The organism is Arthrobacter sp. B2060 (assembly GCF_059090445.1).
On sequence record NZ_JBNHFR010000009.1, the window covers coordinates 25,732 to 47,785 of the forward strand.

The 22,054-nt window shown below is 66.4% G+C and carries 20 protein-coding genes and 1 riboswitch; of the genes, 13 read left to right on the forward strand and 7 right to left on the reverse strand.

The window, feature by feature from the left end; translation table 11 throughout:
• Together AC5RUM_RS15440 and AC5RUM_RS15445 are read right to left on the reverse strand one after the other, a co-directional pair.
• The gene (locus AC5RUM_RS15440) at positions 1-483 is read right to left on the reverse strand and encodes a cation:proton antiporter regulatory subunit (protein WP_494035752.1); all 483 of its coding nucleotides are present in this window, start codon (positions 481-483) and stop codon (positions 1-3) included.
• A 78-nt stretch (positions 484-561) separates the two neighbouring features.
• Positions 562-1,977 carry an MFS transporter gene (locus tag AC5RUM_RS15445; protein WP_494035753.1) on the reverse strand — a complete coding sequence of 472 codons (1,416 nt, stop codon included), beginning with the start codon at positions 1,975-1,977 and terminating at the stop codon, positions 562-564.
• A gap of 191 nt (positions 1,978-2,168) precedes the next feature.
• Between AC5RUM_RS15445 and AC5RUM_RS15450 the strand changes: the two genes are divergently transcribed.
• From AC5RUM_RS15450 to AC5RUM_RS15490, 9 genes are all read left to right on the forward strand, one after another.
• Positions 2,169-5,228 carry a Na+/H+ antiporter subunit A gene (locus AC5RUM_RS15450; protein WP_494035754.1) on the forward strand — a complete coding sequence of 1,020 codons (3,060 nt, stop codon included), beginning with the start codon at positions 2,169-2,171 and terminating at the stop codon, positions 5,226-5,228.
• Positions 5,225-5,800, forward strand: a complete 576-nt coding sequence (locus tag AC5RUM_RS15455) for a Na(+)/H(+) antiporter subunit C (RefSeq protein ID WP_494035755.1) — start codon at positions 5,225-5,227, stop codon at positions 5,798-5,800. Before AC5RUM_RS15450 ends, AC5RUM_RS15455 begins: the two co-directional genes overlap by 4 nt.
• Positions 5,797-7,416, forward strand: a complete 1,620-nt coding sequence (locus AC5RUM_RS15460; RefSeq protein ID WP_494035756.1) for a Na+/H+ antiporter subunit D — start codon at positions 5,797-5,799, stop codon at positions 7,414-7,416. Before AC5RUM_RS15455 ends, AC5RUM_RS15460 begins: the two co-directional genes overlap by 4 nt.
• On the forward strand, positions 7,413-7,958 hold the full coding sequence (locus tag AC5RUM_RS15465; RefSeq protein ID WP_494035757.1) for a Na+/H+ antiporter subunit E: 546 nt from the start codon (positions 7,413-7,415) through the stop codon (positions 7,956-7,958). Before AC5RUM_RS15460 ends, AC5RUM_RS15465 begins: the two co-directional genes overlap by 4 nt.
• Positions 7,955-8,233 carry an MrpF/PhaF family protein gene (locus AC5RUM_RS15470; RefSeq protein ID WP_494035758.1) on the forward strand — a complete coding sequence of 93 codons (279 nt, stop codon included), beginning with the start codon at positions 7,955-7,957 and terminating at the stop codon, positions 8,231-8,233. Before AC5RUM_RS15465 ends, AC5RUM_RS15470 begins: the two co-directional genes overlap by 4 nt.
• Entirely contained in the window at positions 8,223-8,624 is a 402-nt protein-coding gene (mnhG, locus tag AC5RUM_RS15475; RefSeq protein WP_494035759.1) for a monovalent cation/H(+) antiporter subunit G, read from the forward strand. The genes AC5RUM_RS15470 and mnhG overlap by 11 nt, the downstream gene beginning before the upstream one ends.
• A 116-nt stretch (positions 8,625-8,740) precedes the next feature.
• A complete protein-coding gene (locus tag AC5RUM_RS15480) occupies positions 8,741-9,448 on the forward strand; it encodes a DNA alkylation repair protein (RefSeq protein WP_494035760.1) in 708 nt (235 codons plus the stop codon).
• 9 nt (positions 9,449-9,457) lie between these two features.
• Positions 9,458-12,241, forward strand: a complete 2,784-nt coding sequence (locus AC5RUM_RS15485; RefSeq protein WP_494035761.1) for a PEP/pyruvate-binding domain-containing protein — start codon at positions 9,458-9,460, stop codon at positions 12,239-12,241.
• Positions 12,242-12,376: 135 nt separating this feature from the next.
• The gene (locus tag AC5RUM_RS15490) at positions 12,377-13,195 is read left to right on the forward strand and encodes a universal stress protein (protein WP_494035762.1); all 819 of its coding nucleotides are present in this window, start codon (positions 12,377-12,379) and stop codon (positions 13,193-13,195) included.
• Positions 13,196-13,219: 24 nt separating this feature from the next.
• On the opposite strand, the gene AC5RUM_RS15495 is transcribed toward AC5RUM_RS15490, so the two are convergent.
• From AC5RUM_RS15495 to AC5RUM_RS15510, 4 genes are all read right to left on the reverse strand, one after another.
• On the reverse strand, positions 13,220-14,449 hold the full coding sequence (locus AC5RUM_RS15495) for a TerC family protein (RefSeq protein WP_494035897.1): 1,230 nt from the start codon (positions 14,447-14,449) through the stop codon (positions 13,220-13,222).
• A gap of 182 nt (positions 14,450-14,631) precedes the next feature.
• Entirely contained in the window at positions 14,632-14,796 is a 165-nt protein-coding gene (locus tag AC5RUM_RS15500; protein ID WP_400580173.1) for a hypothetical protein, read from the reverse strand.
• 126 nt (positions 14,797-14,922) lie between these two features.
• A complete protein-coding gene (locus tag AC5RUM_RS15505) occupies positions 14,923-15,186 on the reverse strand; it encodes a DUF4235 domain-containing protein (protein WP_494035763.1) in 264 nt (87 codons plus the stop codon).
• A gap of 36 nt (positions 15,187-15,222) precedes the next feature.
• On the reverse strand, positions 15,223-15,774 hold the full coding sequence (locus AC5RUM_RS15510; protein ID WP_494035764.1) for a heme-degrading domain-containing protein: 552 nt from the start codon (positions 15,772-15,774) through the stop codon (positions 15,223-15,225).
• Between the two features lie 138 nt (positions 15,775-15,912).
• Positions 15,913-16,054: riboswitch (TPP riboswitch) on the forward strand.
• Positions 16,055-16,124: 70 nt separating this feature from the next.
• Here AC5RUM_RS15510 and AC5RUM_RS15515 point away from each other — a divergent pair.
• Genes AC5RUM_RS15515 through AC5RUM_RS15525 form a run of 3 tightly spaced genes read left to right on the forward strand, consistent with a single transcriptional unit; the run spans position 16,125 to position 19,185 of the window.
• Entirely contained in the window at positions 16,125-16,745 is a 621-nt protein-coding gene (locus AC5RUM_RS15515; protein ID WP_494035765.1) for an ECF transporter S component, read from the forward strand.
• Positions 16,745-18,385 carry an ABC transporter ATP-binding protein gene (locus tag AC5RUM_RS15520; protein ID WP_494035766.1) on the forward strand — a complete coding sequence of 547 codons (1,641 nt, stop codon included), beginning with the start codon at positions 16,745-16,747 and terminating at the stop codon, positions 18,383-18,385. Before AC5RUM_RS15515 ends, AC5RUM_RS15520 begins: the two co-directional genes overlap by 1 nt.
• Positions 18,382-19,185 (forward strand): energy-coupling factor transporter transmembrane component T family protein, encoded by an 804-nt coding sequence (locus AC5RUM_RS15525; protein WP_494035767.1) that lies wholly within the window; start codon positions 18,382-18,384, stop codon positions 19,183-19,185. Before AC5RUM_RS15520 ends, AC5RUM_RS15525 begins: the two co-directional genes overlap by 4 nt.
• A gap of 37 nt (positions 19,186-19,222) precedes the next feature.
• On the opposite strand, the gene AC5RUM_RS15530 is transcribed toward AC5RUM_RS15525, so the two are convergent.
• On the reverse strand, positions 19,223-20,218 hold the full coding sequence (locus AC5RUM_RS15530) for a hypothetical protein (protein ID WP_494035768.1): 996 nt from the start codon (positions 20,216-20,218) through the stop codon (positions 19,223-19,225).
• Positions 20,219-20,483: 265 nt separating this feature from the next.
• On the opposite strand from AC5RUM_RS15530, the gene AC5RUM_RS15535 reads away from it, so the two are divergent.
• Positions 20,484-22,007, forward strand: a complete 1,524-nt coding sequence (locus AC5RUM_RS15535) for a UDP-N-acetylglucosamine 1-carboxyvinyltransferase (RefSeq protein ID WP_494035769.1) — start codon at positions 20,484-20,486, stop codon at positions 22,005-22,007.
• Positions 22,008-22,054 lie beyond the last annotated feature (47 nt).

A 22,054-nucleotide genomic window follows, 5' to 3' on the forward strand; every position in this document is an offset into this window, starting at 1 on the left:
TCAGCCGTTGCGCAGAATATCGGCCGCTGTATCAAGGCCTTCCTGTGTGCCGACTGCGACCAGCAGGTCGCCAGAGTGAAGGACGACGTCGGGCCCCGGCGAGGGAACCACCTCACCTTCACGCATGATCGCGACAATCGAGACGCCGCACCGGGTGCGGATGCACGCCTTGCCCATGGGCTGGTTTTGGAACGGCGAGTCCGCAGTGATCGAGAACTGCCTCGTGACGATCCCCGGCACCTCTTTGTGCGCCTCCGTCAGCTTCATGGCCAGATGCTGGCCGCCGAGCAGGTTGCCCAGGGTGGCGGCTTCATCGCCGGTCAGTGGAATGGAGGCCTGGCAGGTGTCGGGATCGTCCCACGTGGAGACGAACAGTTCCGTCTGACCCTCGCGAAGCTCCACCACTCCGATCCGCCGTCCGGAGGCCGTCATGAAGTCCTTGCGCCTGCCGAGGCCGGGGAGGTCCGTCTCTTCCACGTTCATACCATCAGCCTAATCCGCCAATCGACAGTTTGGGCGTCGTCGGCGCGGCGAAAACGGGGGCTTAAGTGTCCGTTCGCGCTAGGTGGTCGGGACGACGGCGATCTTGGCTTCGCTCGGCGGTTTGACGGGGAGGAGGACCAGCAGCCCTGCAAGGAGCACCACCATGATGCCCAGAATGCCCCAGCGCTGCGCTTCCCCTTCCGCGACGAGGGGCGTGGCCACGGCGATGCAGAGCGTAAACAGCGTGGGGGCCAGGAAGCTGACGGCCCGGCCGGTGGTTGCGTACAGGCCGAAGAGCTCGCCGGATTCGCCCTGCGGAGCCAGCCTGGCCAGGTAAGCGCGGGAGGACGCCTGGGCCGGCCCCACGAACAGGCAGAGGAACAGCCCGAACACCCAGAACGTGGTGCTCCCTGCCCAGGCCGTGCCGAAGAAGACGTAATTGCCGTTGCCGAGCACCAGGATCACGGTCCCGGCGACCAGCAGGCCCACCAAGGACCCGAGGATCACGGCCTTGGGTCCCACCCTGTCGTCCAGGAACCCGCCGATGATCGCCCCCACGGCCGCCACGATGTTGCCGAAGATGGCAAAGAAGATCACCTCCGACAGTTCGAAACCGAAGGTGCCGGCCGCGATGATCCCGCCGAACGTGAACACCGCGGCGAGCCCGTCCCGGAAGATGGCGCTGGCCAGCAGGAAGAAGATGGTGTGCGGGCTGGTCCGGTAGATCGCCTTGATCCGCCGCACCAGCAGCCCGTAGGACGCAACGATGCTGTTTGCGGTTCCGCGTTCAGTCCCCCGCTTCGGCCTGGGCAGCTCAGGCACAGCGAACATCACCGGCAGCGCGAAGATGAAGAACCACAGGGCGGAGAACACAGCCACGAGCCGGATGTTGAGGCTGTCCTGCGTGGAGGCGCCGAACCACTCGAAGCGGGGCTGGACGAAGAGCTGGAGAACGATCAGCAGGGCCACGATTCCGCCGAGGTATCCCATGCCCCAGCCGAAACCGCTGACCCTGCCGATGTTCCCGGGCGTGGAAATCTGCGCCAGCATGGCGTTGTAATTGACGCCGGCGAACTCGAAGAAGACGTTGGCCAGCGCAATCAGCGAAACCCCAAGCAGCAGGAACTCCGGGCGGGGAAACACGAAAAAGCACAGCGCGGTCAGCACCGCGACGAGCGCCGTGTTGACTCCCAGCCACAGCTTCCGCCGTCCGCCGCTGTCGGAGCGCTGGCCGGTGACCGGCGCCAGCAGCGCAATCGCTGCCCCCGCGATTGCCAGCGCCCCGCCAAGCACGGCCGAGGCCTGGTCTTCGCTGCCGAACGCTTTGGACGTCAGATACACAGTGAAAACGAACGTGGTCATGACGGCGTTGAACGCCGCCGACCCCCAGTCCCACGCCGCCCATGCGAGCACGCGGCCCTTGTTGGAGACCGTGGTGCCGGCTTCAAGGTCGGACGACGGCTGCATTGCCTCGGGAGCGGCGGCGGAGTTCATAACGCCGATGCTATCCGCCCATGGCGAACATGGAACGGAACTGCCCTTGGAGAACTGCGGAATCTTACGCCATTGGCGTCCCGGAGGGAAAAAGTGTCAGTGCCCCCTTGATAAACTGTCCGGACCGAACCCAACGATTGACCGCCTGCTCCAACTTTGATAATCGAATTCCTGACTTTGCGGAGATAACAGTGATCACAGTCCTTGCCGTGCACTTTGCGGTTGCTGCTGTGGCGCCCCTCATCTTCAGGAAATTCGGCCGGAGTTCCTTTTATGCACTGGCAGCAGTGCCCGCCGGCTCTTTCGTCTGGCTGCTGCTGCAGCACGGCGCCGTCTATGCGACGGCGGGCCCGCACGGCAGCGGCGGCCACGCCAGCGAGGTCACCCCGTGGATCCCCGACCTTGGCATCGAATTCGCCTTCCGCCTGGACGCCCTGGCATGGGTCATGTCCCTGCTGGTGCTCGGTGTGGGCGCCCTGGTGCTGCTGTACTGCGCCCGTTACTTCAAGGACAAGGACCAGTACCTGGGCGGCTTCGGCGCCCAGCTTCTCGCGTTCGCCGGTGCGATGTTCGGCCTCGTCACGGCGGATGACCTGCTGCTGCTGTTCATCTTCTGGGAACTCACCACTGTCCTGTCCTATCTCCTTATCGGCTATGCCCGGACCCGCCTCGCGGCGCGGCGCTCGGCCCTGCAGGCGCTCATGGTCACCACGGCCGGCGGACTGGCGATGCTCGTTGGCCTGATCATGCTCGGCTCCGCCGCCGGAACGTACCGGATCTCGGCCATCCTGGAGCAGGCACCGGACCTGGTCACCGGGCAGGCCGCGGGAGCCGTGGGCGCCGCCGTCGTCCTGATTCTCATCGGTGCGGTGACCAAATCCGCGCTGGTCCCGTTCCACTTCTGGCTCCCCGGCGCCATGGCGGCACCCACCCCGGTAAGTGCGTATCTGCACGCGGCGGCGATGGTGAAGGCCGGGGTGTATATCGTGGCGCGCCTGGCACCGGGATTCACGGAGACGGAGTACTGGCTGCCGCTTGTCCTGGGTCTGGGCCTCGCCACCATGCTGGTCGGTGGCTACCGCGCCTTGCGGCAGACCGACATCAAGCTCATTCTGGCCTACGGCACGGTCAGCCAGCTCGGCTTCCTCACCATGGTGGTGGGGCTGGGCAGGCCTGATGCTGCGCTCGCGGGCCTCGCCATGCTGCTGGCCCACGGACTGTTCAAGGCAACACTCTTCCTCGTGGTGGGCATCATCGACCACCAGGCCGGCACCCGCGACATCGGCAAGTTGTCGGGCGTCTTCCAGTCCTCCCGCGCACTCGCAATCGTGGCCGGCATCGGTGCCGCTTCCATGGCCGGGGTCCCGCTGCTCGGCGGCTTCGTGGCCAAGGAGTCGGTGCTGGAAGCATTCGTCCATTTCGCGGGCGAGCCGGGGCACGGGCCGTGGGGCGCGGTGGTCCTGGCCGGCGTGGTGCTCGGATCGGTGCTGACCTTCGCCTACAGCGCCCGGTTTTTCTGGGGTGCCTTCGCGGTGAAGCAAGGTGTGGACCGCACCCCGTTCAAAGCCATCAAGCCGTCCTTCCTCGCGGCCCCGGCGGTCCTGAGCGTCCTCACCATCGTCTACGGCCTGTGGCCGGCGCCCGTTGACGCGTGGATCCAGCCGTACGCCGCCCTGTTCACGGAAGCAGCCTCCGACGCCGGCACTGAGGCAGGTGCCGCCGGCCACCTTGCGCTGTGGCACGGGCTGACCCCGGCGCTCGGCCTGACCGCCGTCACCTTTGTCCTGGGCCTGGCCATGTTCTTCGCCCGCGGGGCGGTGGGGCGCGCCCAGGGCCTGGTCCCGGACTGGATCGACGCCGACCGCGGCTACCGGCTGACCATCGGCGCCCTCGACGACGTCGCCGTCTGGCTGACGGGCCGCACGCAGCGCGGTTCGCTGTACTTCTACCTGGCCGTCATCCTGACCGCGGCCTTCGTGCTTCCCCTGGCTGCACTGATCTCCGCGCCGAAACCGCTGCCGGAGGGGCTGTATTTCATCGATCCGAATTCACCGCTGCAGATCGTGGCGGGCGCAGGCATCGTGATCGGGGCGCTGGCCGCCGTCCGCGCCAACAAGCGCTTCCTGGCCGTGCTCATGGTGTCGGTGACAGGCTATGGGATTGCCCTGATGTTCGCCCTGCAGGGGGCACCGGATCTCGCCCTCACCCAGATGCTGGTGGAGACCATCATCCTGGTGGCGTTCGTGTTGGCCATGCGGAGCCTGCCGGCCGAACTCCGGGACCGCACCGGCGGCAAGTACCGGGTGGTCCGCGTGATCATCGGGCTGGCGTTCGGAGCCACCATGGTCTTCGCGGCGATCCACGCCATGGGCGCACGGGTGGCCACACCTGTTTCCCTGGAATTTCCCAAGCTGGCGTACGAGGGCGGCGGCGGGCTGAACATCGTCAACGTCACGCTCGTGGACATCCGTGCCTGGGACACGTTCGGCGAGATCTCGGTGCTCGCGCTCGCAGCGACAGGCGTGGCCAGTCTGATTTTCCTCCGCGGCCGCGGCGACGGCATCCGTGCGTCGTCCACTGTGGAGGAAGGCACCGTGGGCCGGCGCCGCGGGGTGGACAAATTCTCGCGTGACGGCGCCGCCCTGGCGCTGACCCGCAAGTTCGCCGCCTCCACGCGGGACGCATGGCTGGTGGCTGGCCGGACTCTGGCTCCGGAGCGGCGTTCCATCATTTTCGAAGTGGTTACGCGGCTCATGTTCCACTCGATGATCATTTTCTCGCTCTACCTGCTGCTGGCCGGGCATAACCTTCCCGGCGGCGGATTCGCGGGAGGGCTCATGGCCGGACTGGCCCTCACGCTGCGCTATCTGGCAGGCGGCCGCTACGAGCTTCGTGAGGCCACGCCCATCAGTGCCGGAACACTGCTGGGCCTCGGACTCGCAACGGCCGCGGCGTCCGGCGTCGCCCCGCTGCTGCTGGGCGGCCAGGTGTTCCAGAGCGCCATCATCGAGTTGTGGCTGCCGGTCTTTGGGGACATCAAATTTGTCACGTCCACCATCTTCGACACCGGCGTGTACATCGTGGTGGTCGGGCTGGTGCTGGATGTGCTGCGCAGCCTGGGGGCCGAGATCGACGAACACTTCGAGGAAGAACCCGCGGCCATCCGGCCCGAACGGGCGGCAGCGGTCCACCCCGCCGCCGAGTGGGAGTCCGCTCCCGTCCCCGCGGACACCGGGAGGGGAGAGGCATGAGCGTCAACCTCACCCTGCTGACCGTCATGGGTGCCCTCTATGCGTGCGGCATCTACCTCATTCTCGAACGCAGCCTAACACGCGTTCTGCTGGGGCTGATGCTCCTGGCGAACGCCACCAACCTGCTGATCCTGGCCACCGGCGGGTATGCCGGACTGGCCCCGTTCTTCAGCAAGGACACGGAACCCGGCGCCTACAACGACCCCCTGCCCCAGGCGCTGATCCTGACGTCCATCGTGATCTCCTTCGCCGTCACCGCCTTTATGCTGGGCATCATTTACCGGACCTGGGTGCTGGCCCGCCAGGATGAGATCCAGGACGACGTCGAGGACCGCCGTGTGGCGGCGACCCCCAGCTTCGACGCCGAGGACGACGCCGTCATCCCCATGGAAACGTCGGAGTTCCCGCTCACCATGCTCGGCGCCGACGGAGGGGGAGTGTCGGACTCTCCCATACCGGATTCAGCAACCATCCCGGCGGGCGGCCGCGCCATCTCCGGGGAGGCCGCCGCGCACGAAGAGAAACCAGGTTCCGCCACCATCAACAACCACCCGGAAGGAGACGGAAAGTGAGCCTGACAAGCCTGGCCCCGCTCGCCGTCGTTCTTCCCATCCTGGGCGCGGCGCTGACGTTCGTGCTGATCCGGCATTCGCGTGCGCAGCGGGCGGTGAGCATCGCGTTGCTGTCGCTCACCCTGCTGCTCGAGTGCCTGCTGCTGGCCTCGGTCTGGAACGGGGGAACCGAGGCGGTGAACATCGGCGGATGGCTGCCGCCGTGGGGAATCGTCCTGGTGGTGGATCAGTTCTCCTCCCTGATGCTGGTGGTGTCGTCCGCGGTGAGCCTCGCCGTCCTCGTATACGCCACCGGGCAGGGCATGGCCGACGGCGACGAGGACGCGCCCCTGTCGATCTTCCACCCCACGTACCTGATCCTCGTGGCCGGTGTGTCCAACGCGTTCCTGTCGGGTGATCTGTTCAATCTCTATGTCGGGTTCGAGATCCTGCTGACGGCCAGCTACGTGCTGATGACCCTGGGCGGAACCGGCCCGCGCATCCGTGCCGGCGTCACCTACGTGGTGGTCTCGGTGGTGTCCTCCGTGCTGTTCCTCATCGCCATTGCCATGATCTACGGGGCCACCGGCACCATCAACATGGCGGACCTTGCCATCAAGCTGGCCGAGCTGGACCAGGGAACCAAGACGCTCCTGCACGTCATGCTGCTGGTGGCCTTCGGCATCAAGGCAGCCGTGTTCCCGCTGTCGTTCTGGCTGCCTGACTCCTACCCGACCGCGCCGGCCCCCGTGACGGCCGTGTTCGCAGGCCTGCTGACCAAAGTTGGCGTCTATGCGATGGTGCGGACAGAAACTTTGTTGTTCCCGGGCGACTCCCTGAACACTCCACTGATGATCGCCGCGTTGCTGACCATGGTGGTGGGGATCCTTGGCGCCATTGCGCAGAGCGACATCAAGCGTCTCCTGTCCTTCACCCTCGTCAGCCACATCGGCTACATGGTGTTCGGGCTGGCCATGTCCTCCGTGGCCGGCCTCGCCGCCGCCGTGTTCTACGTGGCACACCACATCACCATCCAGACCAGCCTCTTCCTCGTGACGGGGCTGATCGAGCGCCGCGGCGGAAGCTCGTCGGTTGACCGCCTCGCCGGGCTCGCGAAGCTGTCCCCGATTCTGGCGCTGCTGTTCTTCGTCCCCGCAATGAACCTCGCAGGCATCCCGCCGTTCTCCGGTTTTCTTGGCAAGCTTGGTCTCATGCAGGCCGGCATCCAGCTCGGGACGCCGCTGGCGTACACGCTGGTCATCGGCGGTGTCGTGACGAGCCTCCTGACCCTGCTGGCCGTTGCACGCGTATGGAACCGTGCGTTCTGGCGGAAGCCCGAGGACGCCGAACATCCCGATCCCGTGCTGCTTGCCGACGCCGAGGATTCGCCTGCTGGCCTGCGGACGGGCAAGCGCGGCCTGATCCTTCTGCCCCGGACCATGGTGGGCTCCACCATGGGACTGGTGGTGCTCGGCGTGGCGCTCACGATCTTCGCCGGCCCGCTGTTCCAGGTGGCCGGCCAGTCCGCCGACGCCATGCTGGACAGGTCCGCGTATATCCACGCGGTGCTGGGCCAGCAGACGCCGGTGCCGAACCTTGCGCTCAACGGCAGCAGCCTGAGCGGCGGTGGGAAATGAGCCGGCGGCGGATCTCCCTGCGGCAGGAACTGCCGCTGCTCGTCTGGCTCGTCATCGTCTGGGGCGCCCTGTGGCAGGATTTCAGCCCGGGCAACCTGCTGTTCGGCGCCCTGCTCGCCGTCGCGGTGGCCCGCCTGTTCTACCTGCCGCCGGTGGAGCTGAGCGGACGCTTCAGCGTCCTCCGCGCCATTCCGTTCGCCGTGGCGTTCCTTGGCAGGGTGGTGGCCGCAAGCTTCCAGGTCTTCTATCTGGCCGTGGCGCAGGGTCCCAAGGTGACCAACGCCGTCGTCGCCGTTCCGCTCCGGAGCCACTCGGACCTGATGGTGACCGCCACAGGCCACGTGATCTCCCTGATCCCGGGATCGCTCGTGGTGGAAGTGGACAGGTCAACCTCCACGCTCTACATCCATGGACTGAACGTCCGGAGCGCCGAGGACGTGCAGAAGCTCCGTAAGGAAGTGCGGGACACGGAGGCGGGCCTGATCCGCGTCATGGGGACCAAAGAGGAACTTGAAGCACTGAACCTGGAGGCCGGCACGTGATGGAACTCGTCCTGACCGTCACCGCTGTGGTGCTGTCGCTCGCCGCCGCGGGCGCGATCGTGCGGATCGCCCGTGGCCCCTCCCTGCTGGACCGGGTGCTGGCGGCCGACGTGCTGCTTGCCATCCTGGGTGCGGCGCTGTGCATCGACATGGCCGTCAACCGGCACCTGAACAACCTGATGCTGCTCGTTGCCGTGTCGGTCATCGGGTTTATCGGTTCGGTGACCGTGGCGCGCTTCGTCGCCGACCGGCGGGAGCAACTCAATGCATCCTGATGCCAGCGCCGTGGATACCATCATCGATGTGGTGTCCGCCGTCTTCATGATCGTGGGGGCGTTCATGTCCCTGGCCGCTGCGATTGGCCTGCTGCGGTTCCCGGACCTGATGAGCCGCATGCACGCCGCCACCAAGCCGCAGGTGCTTGGCCTGTTCCTGCTGCTGGCCGCCGTGGGACTGCAGCTCCGCACATGGTGGGTGTGGCCGGTACTGCTGGTGGCCTGGATCTTCCAGCTGCTTACCGTACCGGTGTCCGCGCACATGGTGGGCCGGGCCGGCTACCGAACCAAGCACCTCCACAAGGAACTGCTGAGCACGGATGAACTTGAGGCCGTGGTGCTGAAGGCCGCCGAGGCGGCCAGGGAACAGGATTCCGACGGCGGCCGCTGACCGATTGCGCTGACCGGTTGCGCAGGCGGGGTTGCGCAGGCCGCGCCACATTTATGCCACCGTAGCCCGGCTCGCCGTCGTAGGCTGGTCCCACATGCGACGGACAGGAGGCTGAGGTGGCCCAGACCACGGTGACCGGGGCGACAGTTCTTGAGGTGAAGGCCGAACTGGCCGAGCTCGAGGATCCGAGGATCCGCGAGGTGAACGCCAGGCACGGAGACGACCACGGCGTGAACCTCAGCAAGCTGCGCGCGTTGGCCAAGCGGCTGAAGACCCAGCAGGAGCTTGCACGCGAGCTGTGGGAGACCGGGGACGCCGCGGCGCGACTCTTGGCCATTCTGATCTGCCGTCCGAAGGCGTTCGAGCGCGGTGAGCTGGACGCCATGTTGCGCCAGGCGGGCACTCCCAAGGTGCAGGACTGGCTCGTGAACTATGTGGTGAAGAAGACCCCGCACTCCGAAGAGCTGCGCGTGACCTGGTTCGCCGATCCGGATCCGATAGTCGCGAGTGCCGGATGGGCGCTGACCACCGAACGCGTGGCGAAGAAGCCCGACGGGCTGGACCTCCCAGGGCTGCTCGACATCATCGAAGCGGAGATGAGGGAGGCCCCGGATCGCCTGCAGTGGGCGATGAACCACTGCTTGGCCCAGATCGGGATTGAGCACGCCGGGCATCGTGCCCGCGCCATGGACATCGGTGAGCGCCTGGAGGTGCTCAAGGATTACCCGACACCCCCGGGCTGCACCTCTCCGTTCGCGCCCATCTGGATCACCGAGATGGTGAACCGGCAGCATGGCATCGGTGAGCTGGCGGACACTTCATAGGAGCATGCCATGGGCCACCCAAGCCAGGATTCCGCACGCCACGATTCCCAGGACAGGCTCGTGGTGGAGTTGGCCGATCTCGGGTTGCAGGCGCCCGCTCTCGTGGGCGGGAAGGCGCTGAATCTCGGCAGGATGGCTGCTGCCGGGCTCCCGGTGCCCACCGGATTCTGCCTGACCACGTCCGCCTACCGCTCTGCTGTGCCTGCGGAACTGGAGGTCCTCGCGGCCCGTCTCGCAGACCTGGGCCCCGGGGATGCCGAGCATCTGTACAGGCTTGCCCGCGAGGCCAGGGAACTCGTGAACGCAGCGCCGGTTCCGCCGGAGGTGGATGCCGCCGTGCGTACCGCTTACGCCGCTATGGGCATGGAGGGGCGGAAGCAAGGGACGAGCGGCGACACGGCCGTGGCCGTTCGCTCCTCCGCCACAGCCGAGGATCTGCCGTTCACCAGCTTCGCCGGACAGTATGACACCTTCGTGGACGTCACCGGTGTCGACGGGGTACTGGAAGCGATCCGCCGCTGTTGGGCCTCGCTCTGGACCGACCGGGCTGTGGTGTACCGGGCAGCCAACGGGATCAGCCACCGCGAGGTGAGTCTCGCCGTCGTCGTTCAGGATTTTGTCGAGGCCGCGACGGCGGGCGTCCTGTTCACCGCGAACCCTGTGACCGGAACGCGCGGCGAGACGGTGATTGACGCCCACCAGGGAGCCGGACAGGACGTGGTCTCCGGTGCGGTCAATCCCGACCATTTCGTGATCCAGACGGCCACGGGCCGGCTGGTGGACGGTAGCCGCCCGGACGGCATCCGGCACGACGGCGGGGCGCGCCGGCCGGTTCTGAACGCCCAGCACCTCCGCGAACTCACGTCGCTCGGCACGGCCGCCCAGCGACTCCTGGGTGCGCCCCAAGACGTCGAGTGGGTCATTGATCGCGCCGGGACGGCCTGGCTGACCCAGTCACGGCCCGTCACCACGCTGTATCCGCGGCCCGTGCCGCTGCCGGTAGGCCTTCCCTCCACCGGATTTGATCTTGGATCTGAGGACTTCGCGGACGGGGAAGCGCTGGCCGAAGAGGACACCCGCGTCTACCTGTGTGCCAGTCTCCTGCAGGGTCTGACCCGGCCCATCACGCCCATGGGGCTCACCGCACTGAACCTGATGCGGGGCGACAGGGGGCCGTGGCGGCAGTACGCCACCCCCGGCCTGCGGCTCTACGTGGACCTGACCCCCGCCTTCCACAGCAAACGCGGCAGGCGCTCCCTGCTGAAGATGCTTCCCCTGGCGGACGGGAGATCAGCTTCCCTGCTCGCGGCCCTGATGGAGGATCCCCGCTTCGCTGTGAAGTTGTCAGCTGCCCGGAAGGAGGAGCCCAGGGGAGACCGCAACTCCCGGCCAAAGGACCAACGGAAGCGAAATGCCGGCGACGTGCAGAACCTGGCCGCGATGGCCAAGATACTGCCCTCGATGGTCCGGGCGGTGGTACGGCCCGAAGCCGAGCTGCGCCGGGCGCAGGCCTACGGCACGCGGCTCCGGACCGACCTGGCAAGGAACCAAGATGCACTGACGAGCGAGAAGCGACTCGATCATGTCGAAGGCATCATGCGCGGGACTGTCGAGGAACTGATCGGCGCAACCCTGCCCGCCCCCGCCGTCGGCTACCTGCTGCTGGCCGCCGCCCGCCGGCTGCTTCGCGGCATCGTAGAGCCCAGGGAGCTGGAATCCGTCCTTCGCGGGCTGCCGCACAATGTGACCACCGAAATGGACCTGGAACTGTGGCAGCTGGCCGCGTTGCTCGGCCGGGATCCCGATTCCCGGACTGCCTTCCTCGGAAAGAGCCCGGAGGATCTGGCCCGGGATTACGGTGGGCGCGCCCTTCCCGCGCTGGCACAAACCGGTGTTGGCGGGTTCCTGGAAAAGTACGGTCACCGGGCGGTGGCCGAAATCGACCTTGGCATGCCGCGGTGGTCGGAGCATCCGGCCCATATTCTGGGCGTGATCGCCAACTACCTTCGGGTGGAGGATCCGGAGCAGGCGCCGGACCGGCAGTTCGCCCGCGCCGCCGAACAGGCCGAGTCCGCCATCCGCCGCATGGTCGAAAAAGCACAGGCGAAGGGGAAGTTGCGGGGCCGGCTGGTGGGTTTCTGCCTCCACCGAACCAGGCAGCTGGCTGGCCTGCGGGAGCTGCCGAAGTTCAACGTCGTGGTGGTCCTGGGTGAAATGCACCGGCAACTCGCCGAGGTGGGCAAGGACCTTGCGGGGGCGGGGCGAATTGCGGCCCCCGAGGACGTTTTCTTCCTCATCTTCGACGAACTTCGTGTGGGGCTGCGGGGCGCAGATCTGTCCGGCATCGTGGGCAGCCGCCGGCGGCACTACGATCTGGAACTGCGCCGCCGGCACATTCCCCGGTTACTGCTCTCCGACGGGACAGACGTCGAAGCTGCCTTCGCGCTTACGGCGGGGCCGCGAGCAGAGGGAATCCTGGCAGGCACGCCCGCCTCGACCGGCACCGCCACCGGCACAGTGCGTGTCATCCTGGACCCCGTCGGCGCGCACCTGGAACCCGGGGAAATCCTGGTGGCGCCCTCCACGGATCCGGGCTGGACCCCGCTCTTCCTGACAGCCGGAGCCCTGGTCATGGAGATGGGCGGAGTGATCTCGCACGGGGCAGTCGTGGCCCGCGAGTACGGCATTCCTGCCGTGGTGGGCGTCCCGGACGCGACCACCCGTCTCCGCACCGGCGATGCGGTGACAGTGGACGGGGCGGCAGGAACGGTCGGGCCCGCCATCCCGCGCTGACAATTGGGCGGCCGCCCTCACGCTGGGAAGATCCGGGGGCAACGGGGCGTTAAATTGAGTAGGACCAGCGATTGGGACCGAGGGCATTCCGTGGGTCCGGGTGAGCTGGCGTGGGTAGTCAGGGGGCCGGTAACAATGGGCAAGACAGTGGCAGTTGGCTATGACGGCTCGGACCAGTCCAAGCTGGCCCTGCGCTGGGCCGCAGAGTACGCGATGGCATCGCAGGCCGTCCTGCGGATCGTGCACGCCTGGATTTGGCCCATGTTCACTCACGACGTGGGGCCGGTGAAGGGAGTTGCCGACAGCGGGTTACGGCACGCAGCTGAGGCCATTCTTTCCGAAGGCGTGGAACTTGCCCGCGGCATCTCGCCCGATTTGCACATAGAACCGCGGATGGTTGCCGGCCTGCCCGCGGATGTCCTGCGCAAGGAATCCCCGGCTGCGGACCTGCTGGTGGTCGGTAACCGCGGGCTGGGCGGCTTCCTTGGAAAGCTTGTGGGCTCCGTGTCCGTCGGCCTGGCCGGCACGTGTCCCGGCCCTGTGGTGGTGGTCCGCGCCGAGCGTGCGGAAGGAAAACCGGTGATCGCCTGCGTGGACGGGCACCTGAGGAGCAGCAAGGTCCTTGAGCAGGCAGTCAGTGTGGCACAGACCCTGCAGACGAAGCTGCGGATCGTTCACGTGGACCCGCCGATGCCGGCCTGGGGACGCCATGCCCCCGCGCAGTTTCACGGCAGGGACGTCCTGCGCAATGCCATGCTCCACGTGCAGGGGCTCGATCCCGGCCTGGCTGTTTCGGAGGAACTTCTCTCCGGCCACTCCGTGGCCGCGGCGCTCGTCGACGCGGGGACTGATGCGGAACTGCTGGTGTTGGGGGCGCCCAAGCGTGAAGGCCATCCCGGAACCCTGGCCACCGTCCTGACGCACGCACATTGCAACGTCATGATCGCAAGGTAGCAAAGGCAGCAAGGGCTCCAGGGCTCAACCACCCTCGTCTGAACCGCCGGAACCGCCGGAACCGTCGGAGCGGCCCTCCTTCCCATCATGTTGTCGGTGGGCCCGGGCTATCAGGTCCATCAGTTCCTTCTCGTCCTTTGCCTGCCGCCGGTGTTTGGGGCCGAACCTGCGTATCTGTTGTTCTTCCGCGACCAGCTTCGCGAAGATCCGGCTCCGTTCCCCGAGATCATTGGTGTAACCGGGGTCGAGGTAGTTGACGACATCGCGGCGGGCGGCGGACACGACCGCTCGAGCCTTCCCCCGGGGACTGAGCAGCGATGCGAGAACTGTGACGCCCAGCACGGCAATAATCACTGTGAGCGAGAGCGCTGTATCGAACTCGACTACCGGTACTGGATCGCCGTCATTGATGAACGGCACGTTGTTTTCGTGGAGGGCATGGAGCAAAAGTTTCACGCCGATGAACCCCAGGATCAGCGCCAGGCCGTAGGAGAGGAAAATGAGGCGGTTCAGGAGGCCGTCGATCAGGAAGTACAGCTGGCGAAGGCCCAGGAGCGCGAACGCGTTTGCCGTGAACACGATGAAGACGTCTTCGGTCAGGCCAAAAATTGCCGGGATCGAGTCCAGCGCGAAGAGAATGTCGGTGCCGGCGATGGCCACCATCACGAGCAGCATCGGAGTCAGTGTCTGTTTGCCGTCCTGCAGCGTGAGCAGCTTGTCGCGATCGTAGTAGTCCGCGGTGTGAAACAGCCGTTGGGTCATCCGGATCATGATGTTGTCAGCGGATTTTTCCTCCGAGCGGTCGGGTCTCAGCATGTTGCCTGCGGTAATCAGCAGGATCAGTGCGAAGAGGTAAAAGACCCAGGCGAAGGTATTAATAAGCGCAGCCCCCAGAAGAATGAAGACAGTGCGTGCGGCCAAGGCGAACGCTATGCCGAACAGCAGCACTTTTTGCTGGTCTTCGCGCGGCACGCCAAAGCTGTTCATGATCACCAGGAAGACAAACAGGTTGTCTACCGACAAAGCCTTCTCGGTCAGGTAGCCGGCGAAATATTCTGCGCCGGGGGATGCCCCTCCGAAGGCGAAAATTCCGGCCCCGAAGCAGAGTGCGATCCCCACATACACGGATGACCAGATGACCGCTTCCTGCAGGGTGGGGATGTGGGCACGGCGGACGTGGACAAAAAAGTCAAAGGCCAGCAGCGCAACGATGCCCGCGACGGTCAGCGCCCATATCAGTGGCGGAACGTCCATCATTCCTGCTCCCGGTAGCCGATGAAGGCACGGCAGGACGATGCAGCGCGCACGGGAACTGCACCGCTTCCCGCCTTGCCGTCAGGCTACTCCCTATTGCCGCTCCCGGCGTACCCCAGTCCGGACCTGGTTCCATAGAGGAACAGTTGACGGACCAGGGCCGGCGGCCGCAGCGAGCTTTCCTAGAGAGCAAGCTCGCTGCTGCCGCTGATTGAAAAGCAACCATCTCCGTCGCCATCATCACGTGAGATGTAGGTGGTGAAGTCAGCAAGCGACATGAAGCAGTAGAAGTCGCTGTAGCGGTAGTTCGCTTTTTCTGCCTTCGTCGCCACTTTGATCATCATCACTTTCGCAGTCGAGGTTTTCGTTGTCTGTTGAGTCAACGATGCGCGGCCACGATCAAGGTTTGCATCGGTTGGATGCAGAGTTCGGGCAAGACTGGGGAAGAATTAGCGAAGCAAACGCAGTGTGGGCTAGACGATGTCCTGGGTCTTGGCGAAGCGGGTGATGGCCCGCTGCGTGCCGCGGTTTGCCAGCACCTGGATTACCGCGCTCACGGACGCGGAAATGAGGGCGAACGTCAGGGCCGTGCGCAGCGTCGTGGGGACGTCGTCCTTGTCGCCCTTGGGGGGCTTCCGCCCGGTGATCTTTTCCCAAATGGTATCCACGGCCTTGGTGCCGGCGTACCCTGCCAGCAGGCTGATGCCAGTGCCAAGCAACTTGATGAAGAAACTCATTCCGGGACTCCCTGCGTCATGAATACTGGTCTTTCCCTAGCCTAGCCGTATGGAGCCGTGGATTTCCCGCAGCGCCTGGACCACGAGGTCGTGGTCCTCCATCTGTGGCAGCCCGGAAACCGTGACGACTGCTACGGCTCCCACCCCGCGCACGTAGACGGGGAAGGCCCCGCCGTGGGCAGCATAGGTTGACTGGTCGAACCACGCATTGTCCTCGATCCGGCCGCCGCCAAGCCGGCCGCGCAGGCCCACCAGCAAAGACGGCTCCTCGTAGCGTGCCGCCGTCCGCTGTTTGGCCCGCACCCAGCCCTCGTTGTCCGGTGTGGCCCCCTCGAGCGCCACGTGGAAGAGGACCTGGTCCCCCTTGGTGATGTCGATGGCTATCGGGAGATTGCTTTGCTTGCCCATTTCCACCAACTGGAGGCCGAGTGTCAGGGCGTCATCCTTGCTGAACCTGGGCAACTGCAGCTCAGCTACTTCCCCCTCAATCCGTTCAATCAGGGCTTCCAGGGCGCCTGCCGGCTGCTCATCCGGAGAGTCAGGGTCGAAGGCGGGCACGGCGCGGCTGCCGGAATCCTCATGCGTCATGGCCCCAATGTACTCCGGTACGAGGACGGCTCACCGCCCCGCCTCTGGCGGACGCGGTCGTACTTCCCGGAATGTGACTGAAGCCCCGGGATGCCAAGGCAGTCACGGTGTAAACTGGATCAGCCCATAAGGGCATATTAATTACGACAGGGGAGCGCCGCCGTCGGACCTCACTGGCATTGCCAGGGAACCGCGGAAGGGCGCTGAGAGTGCGGACAGCCGCAGACCCTCGAACCTGATCCGGCTAGTACCGGCGCAAGGGAGTCGAGTTCTCAGAGTGTCCGGCAGCAGGCAACCCACCGCCCGCAGCCGGGGAGCGCTTTCCCCTCCTGATCCTCAGGAGGACCATCATGACAACCGCAGCAATCAAGAAGACCGGTTACAACTGGCGCGTGGCCGACATCGTCGTGGCGGCACTGATCGCCGTCGCCGGCGGCGTGATTTTCTGGGCCTGGTCCCAGGGCGCCAACCTCATCTCCGCTCCCATCAACGCGGTCTATCCGCCGCTCACCGGCCTCTACGCCGGCGGCTGGATGATCCCGGCGGTGCTCGGCATGCTCATCATCCGCAAGCCGGGCGCGGCACTGTTCTGCGAAACCGTGGCCGCCACCGGTGAACTGATCATGGGATCCCAGTACGGCACCACGGTGCTGATTTCCGGCCTCCTGCAGGGCCTCGGTGCGGAACTCGTCTTTGCAGCGTTCCGCTACAAGAAGTTCAACCTGCCCGTTTCGCTGCTGGCCGGAGCGGGTGCGGGGCTGTTCTGCGGCCTGAACGATTCCTTCGCTCCGTGGGGCTGGAACATCGCCTACGCGGCCGGCGACAAGCTGGCCTACGTTATCTTCACCGCCATCTCGGGCGCCATCATCGCCGGTGCGCTGTCCTGGGTCGCTACCCGCGGCCTCGCCAAGACCGGCGTGCTGAGCTCGTTCGCGTCCCGCAAGGCAGCCACGGAGCCCGTCTTCTCCTGATGCCCGCCCATCATCACGGGGGCGTTCGCCCCGCCGCGGTCACCGCCCGCGGCTGGGGCTGGCGCCACGCCGGCCGCACGAAACCTGCCGTCAACGCCCTGGACCTGGACATCCGTCCGGGGGAGCGGGTGCTGCTTCTGGGGCCCTCGGGCGCCGGCAAGTCCACGCTGCTCCACGCTCTCGCCGGCGTGCTCGGTGACAGTACCGCGGGAAGCAGCACAGGCGACGACGGCGGTTCCGCCGGCACTGACGACGCGGACGAAAGCGGGAGCCTCCTGATCGACGGCGAACCGCCGCGTGCCCAGCGCGGCCGCGCCGGACTCGTGCAGCAGGACCCCGAAACGCAGGTGGTCCTCTCCCGCCTCGGCGACGACGTCGCCTTCGGCGCCGAAAACCTCTCGGTGCCCCGCGACGCGATCTGGAGCCGCGTGCATGAGGCGCTGGACGACGTCGGGCTCGCGCACCTTCCGCTGGACCACACGACGTCGGCCCTGTCCGGAGGCCAGAAGCAGCGCCTCGCGCTGGCGGGCATCCTGGCGATGCGCCCCGGGCTCATCCTGCTGGACGAGCCCACCGCCAACCTGGATCCGGCAGGCGTCCTGGAGGTCTGCGACGCCGTGGGCCGCTGCCTCGACAAGACCGGCGCGACATTGGTGGTGGTGGAGCACAGGGTCGCGGTCTGGAAAGACCTCGTGGACCGGATCATCGTGCTGCAGCCGGGATCCACCACGCAGCCCGCCGTGCTGATCGACGGCGCCCCCGACCAGGTCCTCGTGCAGGCGCGCGAGATGCTGATCGCCGCAGGGGTCTGGGTGCCGGGGTACGTTCCGCCCACCCGGCACCGGTTGCACGGCTTTCCAGGCGGCAAGGTCCGGCCGGGCCCCGTTTCTGGCCAGCCTGACCTGGTGCCCGGCCAGCTGCTCCTGGCGGCCGAGGGCGTCGGCGTCTCCCGCGAGCGTCCGCGGAGACGCGGCTTCAAATCTGTTCCGCCGCTGCCCATCCAGAGGGACATCACGGCGCAGGTCCGCGCCGGTGAAGCCTTGACCATTACGGGGGCCAACGGTGCCGGTAAATCCACATTCGCGCTGACGCTCGCCGGCCTGATCCCTCCCATCGAGGGCAAGGTGTCGGCCACCGTGGAGCTGAGCCGAGGAGCAGGGATCGATCCCTACAAATGGCGGGCCGAGCAGCTGATCGCAAGGATCGGCACGGTCTTCCAGGAACCCGAGCACCAGTTCGTCACCGGCAGGGTCCTGGACGAGCTGCAGTTTGGCCCGCGGCACATGGGCCACGGGGAAGAGCGAGTGGACGAACTGCTCGAAAGGCTGCGCCTGACGGGCCTTGTGGACGCCAACCCGTACACGCTATCGGGCGGGGAGAAGCGGCGGCTCTCGGTGGCCACCGTCCTGGCGGCCCATCCGCAGGTCCTGGTCCTCGACGAGCCGACATTCGGACAGGATGCCAACACTTGGGCGGAACTCGCCTCCTTCCTCTCCGAACTGCTCGATGCCGGAACCGCCGTGGTCTCCGTGACGCACGACCAGGAATTCACCCAGGTGCTGGGCGGCACGGAACTCAAACTGGGCGCACCGGAACTCCGTGTGCCGGGCGTCGGGACACCGAAGGCGGCCACACCATGAGGGCCGCCCTGACGATCGGCGGGAACCGCGCACTGCTGACCCGCGCCAACCCGCTGGCCAAACTCGTTGCCGTTTTCCTCATCACCCTGGTGCTCGCGCTGTCCATCGACTGGATGTCCGCCTCCGTTGCGCTGGCCTGCGAACTGCTGCTGTTCCCGCTGGCCGGACTAACCTTCACGCTGCTCTGGCAGCGCGGCTGGCCGCTGATCGTCGCGGCCGCAGTCGGCGGCTGGAGCACCTCAATCCTCGCGCCGGACAGCGGAAGGATACTGCTCGACGTCGGCATCTGGTCCATGAGCGAAGGCTCCCTCGAGTTGGGAGTGGGTTTCCTGCTCCGAGGCCTGGCGATTGCGCTGCCGGCGGTGCTGCTCATGAGCTGTACCGACCCCACCGACCTCGCCGATGCGCTGGCGCAGAAGGCCCGCCTGCCGCACCGCTTCGTCCTGGGGACCCTGGCGGCCCTGCGGCTCGTGGGACTGATGGCGGAGGAATGGCAAACCATCGGCATGGCCCGGCGGGCCCGCGGTGTGGGATCCCGCGGCACCCCGTGGCAGCGGCTGCACGCCACCCTGGGGCAAAGTTTCGGGCTGCTGGTCCAGGCCATCCGCCGCGCGACCCGTCTCGCCGTCACCATGGAAGCGCGAGGCTTCGGCGGCGCTGACAGGACCTGGGCCCGCGAATCAACCTACAGCCGGCTGGACATCTGGGTGCTGCTCGGGGGAATGGCAATCGCGGCTGGCGCCGTGGTGGCCGCGGTATGGGCCGGCACGTGGAACATGGTGTGGCTGGAGGGGCCGTAGGGCTTCTCTTGCCGCGACTCGCCGTTTTGTGGCGTTCCTAGATGCAGGAGTAGTTGTAGTCGAAGCCCTTCGAGACGAACTGCGTGAGCGTGACCTGACCACCGGAGGTCAGCGGCGGAAGGGAGCAGTTGATCTTGGCTCCCTCTGCGGTGTGGGCACCGGCGAGCCAGCTGGGCAGGCTGTAGAGGCTGCTGCCTTCGCTGACGGTCCCGACGATCTGCCACCACTGCAGGCTTGCGGAGTAGATGCCCACGTCCGCGCCAATGCTGTGGAAGAAGTCCGTCATGCCTTCGAGGACTGCTCTGTTGGCGTTCTTGTCGCCGGACCACGTGTTTTCGGTCTCCACGTCGAGCCACCACAGGTAGTCCTCCGGGTCCGGGACCGTGCGGAGATAGGCGTCGTCGAATGCCTTGGCATAGCCGTACATGTAGGCGCAGGCGGCGTCTTCCGCTCCAGTGCATGTGCCATGGGGGTTGGTCACGCTCTTGCCGCCGTAGTCGTTGCTGTTCGGCCACCAGGATCCGGCGTGGCCGGGGTTGGCGGTGTTGACGTACAGGGCGACCGCAGGCTGGGCAGTCCCGCCCAGCGCGGTCTCAGCCCACTCCAGTTGCTCGTGCAGGCAGGGATTGGTGGTGTTGGCCAGCCCGTTGTTGACGCCGACGATGGCGAAGGCGGGGATTTCAGGGAGCGCCGTGTTGCATTGCGGCCAGGACACATCGTTGCCCAGCAGCGTTGTGCTGCCGCCCGGAGGGGCACTCGGCTTCGCCTGCGTGGTCGGGGCAGGGGGCAGGGCCGACACTGAGGAGGTGGGGTCGGGAGTTGCCGCAGGAGATGGGCCGGCAACTGGGGACGGCCCGGTGGCGGAGGGGGACGGCCGGGTCACGGAAGACTGGGGGGCCGGCGGCGAGCCGTCATCCAGGCGGGGGCCGGGAACGAATCCCACTGCGGTCGCGACCACGAAGGACAGCAGGGCGGTGGCCTGTTGCCTCGTCGGGCGCTTGGTGCCGAGCGCCCGGGAACTGAAAATGGACACGGCGGCCTCCCATTCCTCACTATTTGGCCGCAACCGCTAGCAGCTAGCTTGCTCCCGTGTCGTTTCCCGGTCAAGGGCCCTCGCGCGAGCCGGGCAGAGTATTACCCATGGCGGGCGCCAATAACCGCGCAGCTGGAGGTCCCGTACCGCAGCCACTGACCGGGGCGGCTGGAATTTATCGCATGAGGCGGGTATGGTGCCGCCTCTGCGCGCCCAAAGCCTTGCCTTCTTCGCTGAGATACCTCATTTGTGATATTTTATAGGTATGACTCAAGAGACTGCTGAACAGGTTGGCATGATGCTCCGCGACGCCCGCGGACAGAAAGGCTGGACTCAGGAACAGCTCGCCGCCGAACTCGGAACCAGCCAAAGCGCGGTGGCCAGAATGGAGCAGGGCAAGCAGAATCTGAGCCTCAAAATGATCCAGCGCCTTGAGGTGATCTTCGGCCAGAGCATCGTCCAGCTCGGCAAGTCCCAGATGACCCACCTCCGCGTGGAAGGCGGCCGGACACTCTCCGGCTCCGTTGACGTGAACACCAGCAAGAATGCCGGCGTCGCGCTCCTCTGCGCCAGCCTTATCAATCGCGGCACCACCACGCTACGCCGGCTGGCCCGCATCGAGGAAGTCAACAGGATCGTGGAGGTGCTCACCAGCATCGGCGTCGAGTGCACCTGGCTCAACGACAACGATCTCCGCCTCCGCCGGCCCGCAGACCTGGACCTGGAGTCCATGGACGTCGAGGCCGCGCGCCGCACACGCAGCGTGATCATGCTCCTGGGCCCGCTGCTGGACGAGGCGGATGAATACCGGCTGCCCTATGCGGGCGGCTGCGACCTCGGCACCCGGACTGTGGAGCCGCACATGCAGGCGCTGCGCCAGTTCGGGCTCTCGGTGGAGGCCACCGCGGGCTTCTACACGGTGCAGGCACCTGCCTCCGACAGCCTCGACCGCTCCTTCGTTCTGACTGAACGCGGCGACACCGTTACCGAAAACGCCATCATGGCGGCGGCCCACCGCTGCGGCACCACGGTTATCCGCAATGCGAGCCCCAACTACATGGTGCAGGACCTCTGCTTCTACCTGCAGCGGCTGGGCGTGACGATCGACGGCGTCGGCACCACTACCCTGAAGATCACCGGACTGCCGTCCATCGACGTCGACATCGAATACTTCCCCTCGGAGGACCCGATCGAGGCAATGAGCCTCATCACCGCCGGCATCGTCACCCACTCTGAAGTGACCATCCGCCGGGTGCCCATCGAATTCATGGAGATCGAGCTGGCCACGCTGGAGCAGATGGGCCAGCAACTGGAGGTGTCCGGCGAGTACATGGCCCGCAACGGGCGCACGAGGCTGGTGGACGTGACCACCAAGCCCTCCGAGCTGCGCGCGCCGGAGGACAAGATCCACCCGATGCCGTTCCCCGGCCTGAACATCGACAACCTGCCGTTCTTCGCGGTTATCGCAGCCAACGCCGAGGGCCAGACCATGATCCACGACTGGGTCTACGAGAACCGGGCCATCTACCTCACGGAGCTGAACAAGCTCGGGGCGCGCGTGCAGCTGCTGGATCCGCACCGGATCTACGTGAACGGCCCCACCCGGTGGCGCGCCGCGGAGGTGGGCTGCCCGCCGGCCCTGCGCCCGGCCGCCTGTCTGCTGCTGGCCATGCTCGCGGCCCGGGGTGTCTCCGAGCTGCGCAACATCTACGTCATCGAGCGCGGCTATGAGGACCTGGCCGAGCGCCTTAACACCATCGGCGCCAGCATCGAGTACTTCCAGGACTGAAACCCAGGACCAACACAGCGCGAACTGGCAGCTAACGCCCTCAAACG

What these genes read in the sequence shown, in the direction of transcription:
- AC5RUM_RS15505 (WP_494035763.1), bottom strand. Translation starts at nt 15,186, where the DNA reads ATGAGTTTCTTCATCAAGTTGCTTGGCACTGGCATCAGCCTGCTGGCA.
- AC5RUM_RS15495 (WP_494035897.1), bottom strand. Translation starts at nt 14,449, where the DNA reads ATGGACGTTCCGCCACTGATATGGGCGCTGACCGTCGCGGGCATCGTT.
- AC5RUM_RS15490 (WP_494035762.1), top strand. Translation starts at nt 12,377, where the DNA reads ATGGGCAAGACAGTGGCAGTTGGCTATGACGGCTCGGACCAGTCCAAG.
- AC5RUM_RS15515 (WP_494035765.1), top strand. Translation starts at nt 16,125, where the DNA reads ATGACAACCGCAGCAATCAAGAAGACCGGTTACAACTGGCGCGTGGCC.
- AC5RUM_RS15485 (WP_494035761.1), top strand. Translation starts at nt 9,458, where the DNA reads ATGGGCCACCCAAGCCAGGATTCCGCACGCCACGATTCCCAGGACAGG.
- AC5RUM_RS15535 (WP_494035769.1), top strand. Translation starts at nt 20,484, where the DNA reads ATGACTCAAGAGACTGCTGAACAGGTTGGCATGATGCTCCGCGACGCC.
- AC5RUM_RS15525 (WP_494035767.1), top strand. Translation starts at nt 18,382, where the DNA reads ATGAGGGCCGCCCTGACGATCGGCGGGAACCGCGCACTGCTGACCCGC.
- AC5RUM_RS15510 (WP_494035764.1), bottom strand. Translation starts at nt 15,774, where the DNA reads ATGACGCATGAGGATTCCGGCAGCCGCGCCGTGCCCGCCTTCGACCCT.
- AC5RUM_RS15445 (WP_494035753.1), bottom strand. Translation starts at nt 1,977, where the DNA reads ATGAACTCCGCCGCCGCTCCCGAGGCAATGCAGCCGTCGTCCGACCTT.
- AC5RUM_RS15465 (WP_494035757.1), top strand. Translation starts at nt 7,413, where the DNA reads ATGAGCCGGCGGCGGATCTCCCTGCGGCAGGAACTGCCGCTGCTCGTC.
- AC5RUM_RS15520 (WP_494035766.1), top strand. Translation starts at nt 16,745, where the DNA reads ATGCCCGCCCATCATCACGGGGGCGTTCGCCCCGCCGCGGTCACCGCC.
- AC5RUM_RS15440 (WP_494035752.1), bottom strand. Translation starts at nt 483, where the DNA reads ATGAACGTGGAAGAGACGGACCTCCCCGGCCTCGGCAGGCGCAAGGAC.
- mnhG (WP_494035759.1), top strand. Translation starts at nt 8,223, where the DNA reads ATGCATCCTGATGCCAGCGCCGTGGATACCATCATCGATGTGGTGTCC.
- AC5RUM_RS15455 (WP_494035755.1), top strand. Translation starts at nt 5,225, where the DNA reads ATGAGCGTCAACCTCACCCTGCTGACCGTCATGGGTGCCCTCTATGCG.